The organism is Allosphingosinicella sp., from assembly GCF_036387215.1.
Lineage (GTDB): Bacteria > Pseudomonadota > Alphaproteobacteria > Sphingomonadales > Sphingomonadaceae > Allosphingosinicella.
On the sequence record NZ_DASVUE010000261.1, the window covers coordinates 1 to 4,269 of the forward strand.

A 4,269-nucleotide genomic window follows, 5' to 3' on the forward strand; every position below is an offset into this window, starting at 1 on the left:
CCGAGGCGGGTGAGGAGGACATGGTCCCTTTCCGGCTCGGCATCGCGAAGATCGAGCCCCGGCACCAGCACCCGCGCCTGGGTGACGGCCATTCCGGGAACGAGCCCGAGCGCGAGAGCGGCGGGGCAGGCGGCGGCGATCTCCATCCGGTTGCCGACCCGGTGGGTGGTGACGAGGGGAAATAAATCCTCCCCGCAACGGGGAGGGGGAGCCGACCCGAATGGCATGCCGGGGGCATGCCGGGAGGAGGAGGCCGAAGGCTGGTGGAGGGGGCCCTCAACCTGGCACGAGGCCCCCTCCACCCCCGCCTTCGGCGGCGGTCCCCCTCCCCGTGCCGGGGAGGATCGCCTCTTAAATGGCATTTCCGCCGGTTCGCTGCGCCGCCCCATCTCCTGGATCCGCGGACGCTGGTGGGCCGGGAGCGCTTCTATCTCCGCCTGCAGCTCCTCGCGGCGGGCCCAGCTTGCGCCCGGCCTCCAGCCGCCGCCGCGGGGGCAGGAGCAATCCTCGATTCGGGCGCCCCGCAGATCCTCCCCTGCTTTTGCAGGGGAGGGGGACCGCTCGAAGAGCGGTGGAGGGGCGGCGGCGGAGCCGCCGTCGGAGGGCCAAGCTTTCAAGGCTCGCTCCGCTCGCGCCCCTCCACCACCCTCCGGGTGGTCCCCCTCCCCCGGTAATCCGGGGGAGGATCTTTCACGCCGCGAGCCGCTTTCGATCCGTCTGATCCGATCGGTTGGAAGGTTCGGCAGGTAGAGCGAGGCGACCCTCATGATCGGGACCCTCCATGACCAGTTGAAAGGGTTCGCCGCCGCGCTGGCGGGCGAGTTCGAGGCGCCAGCGGGGGCGGCCGATGCCGGGCACGGCCAGCGCTCCGGACGGAACGCAGGCGATCCGCCAGCGCGTCACCGCGGCCGATGGAACGAGCAGGGGATCCTCGCCGTTCCGGCGCCAGCGCTTCAGCATCAAAGCGGTCGTGCCGCCTTCCTCGGCGGCAAGCTGGAGCCGGCGCGTCGAGGCCATTGCGACGCGGCCGACCTCGCCCACCACCGCTCCGAGCCCGCCATGCCGAAGCCCTTCCTCCATCACTGCAAGCACGTCTTCGTCGCGCCCGCATTCGGCGTAGAGGATTCGGCTCGGGCCGAGCCCGGCAAGTGCAAGGCCGGGCGCGAACAGGTCCCGCCGCGACAGCGCCCAGAGCACAGGCCCCTCCAGCCGGGCGGCGATTCCGGCGATGAAAAGCGTCGCCGCGGCATCGTCCCCCGGTTCGGGCCTGGCGCCGGTGATCTCGTGCAATGCCGCGGTCGCGAGCCCACCGCCCGCAAGCCGCGCATCGATTGCATCCACCTCGAAAGGCAGGCACTCGCGAACGCCTGCCGCGCCGGCCGATTCGATCGCCCGCACCTCCGCCCGGAGAGCGGCGAGGCGTTCGCTTCGCGATGGCGACAGGACAGGCATGGCGACTCCACAGACTCATATGTTCACTTTATGTTCCTGTCATTCATCCAGAGTCAACCTGGGTCCGAAGAAGGATCGAGGGGCCGTTCCCAAAGCGGCTCCGCCTCACTAGCTAGGGCATCCATGACCTTCCTTCGCAGCTGCTTCCTCGCCCTCCTCGTATTTGTCGCCGCGCCCGCATGGGCAGCGGGCGATCCCGACTGGCTCTATCGCGGAAGCGACATACCCCGCGATCCGGCGTGGACGTTCGGCTCGCTCCCGAACGGCGTCCGCTATGCGGTGCGGCGAAACGCCCTTCCGGCCGGACAGGTCTCGATCCGGGTTCGCATCGATACCGGATCGATGAACGAGGAGGAGAATGAGCGCGGCTGGGCACACCTCGTCGAACATATGGCTTTCCGCGGCTCCAAGAGCTTCGGCGACCGCGAGGCGCGGCATATCTGGCAGCAATTGGGCGCGAGCTTCGGCAGCGACACCAATGCAAGCACCACGCCCACCCAGACCGTCTACCAGCTCGATCTTCCCAAGAACGATGCCGCCAATCTCGACCAGAGCCTGCATGTGCTCTCCGAGATGGTGGATACCTCGCTGTTCGATCCGGCTGCCGTCGAGGCCGAGAAGAAGATCGTGCTCGCCGAGCGCGGCCGGATACCGGAGCTCGCCTTCCGGATGCAGGAGACGAGCTGGCCGCTCTTCTACGCCGGCCTCCGCTACGCCGACCGGCTGACCATCGGCACCGAAGCGACGCTGCAGGCGGCCAATGCCGAGCGCCTTCGTGCCTTTTACGAGCGCTGGTACCGGCCGGAGCGGGCCACCGTGATCATGGTGGGCGATGCCGATCCGAAGCTGATGGAGCAATTGATCGCCAAGCGTTTCGGCGACTGGAAGGGCACCGGCCCAGCGCCGAAGGAGCCCGATTACGGCTCCATCCGCCGCCTCAACGAACGCGCGGCCGCGGTCACCTATCCGGGCGCGCCTTATGCAGCGAACCTGATGTGGCTGAGGCCCTATCGCCGGCTTCCGAACACCAGGGCGCGCGAGCGGCTGGACCTTGCCCGCTCGCTCGCCGAGCGGATCGTCAACCGCCGCCTGGAGGCGAAGGCGCGCACCGGCGCGTCCTATGTGGGGGCAGGCGTCAACGAGACCCGCTCCACCAACGTCGCCGACATGACCCAGCTTTCGATCACCGCCCGCGAGGGCAAGTGGCAGGAGGCGATGGCCGAGACCTTCGCGATCATCGCCGATGCGCTCCGGGCGCCGCCGAGCCAGGCCGAGATCGCGCGCGAGCTCCAGAATATGCGAAGCTCCGGCCAATCCGCCGTCCAGGGCGAGCCGACGGTGCGCTCGCCGCAATGGGCGCAGCAGCTCGTCACCGCGATCGACGGCAACAGCATCGTCGCGAGCTCCGCCACCTCGCTTGCGCTGCTGGAGGAATTCTCGCCCCAGATGACGCCGGCGGCGGTTGCGGCCGCGACCCGGGAATTGTTCAGCGGCGCCGGCCCCCGGCTCGTGCTGCTGAGCCCGCAGCCGGTTACGCTCCCGGCCGTGAACCAGGCCCTCGTTTCGGCGGAAAAGGCGGCGCCGGCGGTGCGGCGTGCCGACCGGGCCGTGAGCTTCGACACGCTTCCGAAGCTCGGGACCCCGGGCAAGGTGGTGTCGCGCCAGCGGATCGAGGATTTCGGGGTCGACATCGTCCGCTTCGCCAACGGCTCCAGCCTCGTCTTCAAGAAGACGGACTATGAGAAGGGGTCGGTGCAGGTCCAGCTCCGCTTCGGCGAGGGGCTGACCGGCCTCTCCCCCACCCAGCCTTCGCTCGCCTGGCTGAGCGGCCTCGTCGGACCTTCGGGCGTCGCCGATCTCGACCTGGACGCGATGGAGCGGCTGCTTACCGGCCGGCGCATCTCGATCGGCTTTGCAGCGTCCGACGATGCGTTCGTGCTTGGCGGGCGGACCAACGGCACCGACCTGGCCGACCAGCTTCGCCTCCTCGCCACCAAGCTGGCCTATCCGCGGTGGGACGAGCAGCTTTTCGCCCGCTCCAAGGCAGGGTCGCTCGAAAGCTACGATCTGAGCTTCGCCTCGGCATCGTCCCGTGCGGGTCGCGAATTCGGCGCCTTCACCCGGAGCGGCGACAAGCGTTGGTCGGCTCCGGAGAAAGCGGAGATCGCTGCAACAACGCCCGCCGATTTCCAGCGTTTCTTCACGCCCCTGCTTGCCAACGGGCCAATCGAAGCGATCATCGTCGGCGACGTCGAGGTCGAGACCGCGATCGCGGCGGTCGCGAGCAGCATCGGTGCGCTTCCCGATCGGGCGCCGGCGCGGATCGCCCCCGGAGCGCGCGACGTGCGCCCTCCGGCTCCGAACCCGACTCCGAAGACCTTCACTCACAATGGCGACAAGAACCAGGCCTATGCGGCGATCGGCTGGAACACGTTCGGCGGGACCGAGCGTCGGCGCGAGCGTCGGGCGCTGAGCCTCGCCGCCAACATGTTCCGGGTCCGCCTGTTCGACCGGCTGCGCGAGGAGGAGGGGGCGAGCTATTCGCCTTCGGCCAATTCCGTCACGTCGGACGAGCTTCCGGAATGGGGCATCTTCTACGCCGCCTCGGAGCTTCGGCCGGAAAGCGCTCCGGTCTTCTTCCGGATCGCTCGTGAGATCGTCGCCGATCTGGCGGCGAAGCCCGCCGCGGCTGACGAGTTCGCGCGGGCGCAGAACCCGATCGTTAGCGGCATCGAGCGTCGCCTCAAGACCAACGCTTACTGGCTGTCTGAGATGGAGGGCTGGTCGCGCGAGCCGGAGCGGATGGAGCGTACCCGC

Annotated in this window: 2 protein-coding genes; one reads left to right on the top strand and one right to left on the bottom strand. The window is 69.0% G+C overall.

Going from position 1 to position 4,269, the window contains the following annotated elements:
* Nucleotides 1–690: 690 nt before the first annotated feature.
* Nucleotides 691–1,452: an ImuA family protein gene (locus VF662_RS10660; RefSeq protein WP_464140873.1), complete on the bottom strand. Its 762-nt coding sequence runs from the start codon at nucleotides 1,450–1,452 to the stop codon at nucleotides 691–693.
* A gap of 123 nt (nucleotides 1,453–1,575) precedes the next feature.
* Here VF662_RS10660 and VF662_RS10665 point away from each other — a divergent pair.
* A partial coding sequence (locus tag VF662_RS10665; protein ID WP_464140875.1) for a M16 family metallopeptidase occupies nucleotides 1,576–4,269 on the top strand: 2,694 nt, incomplete at its 3' end.

Excerpts from the sequence above, each read along its gene's own strand:
- VF662_RS10660 (WP_464140873.1), bottom strand. The coding sequence starts at position 1,452 with ATGCCTGTCCTGTCGCCATCGCGAAGCGAACGCCTCGCCGCTCTCCGG.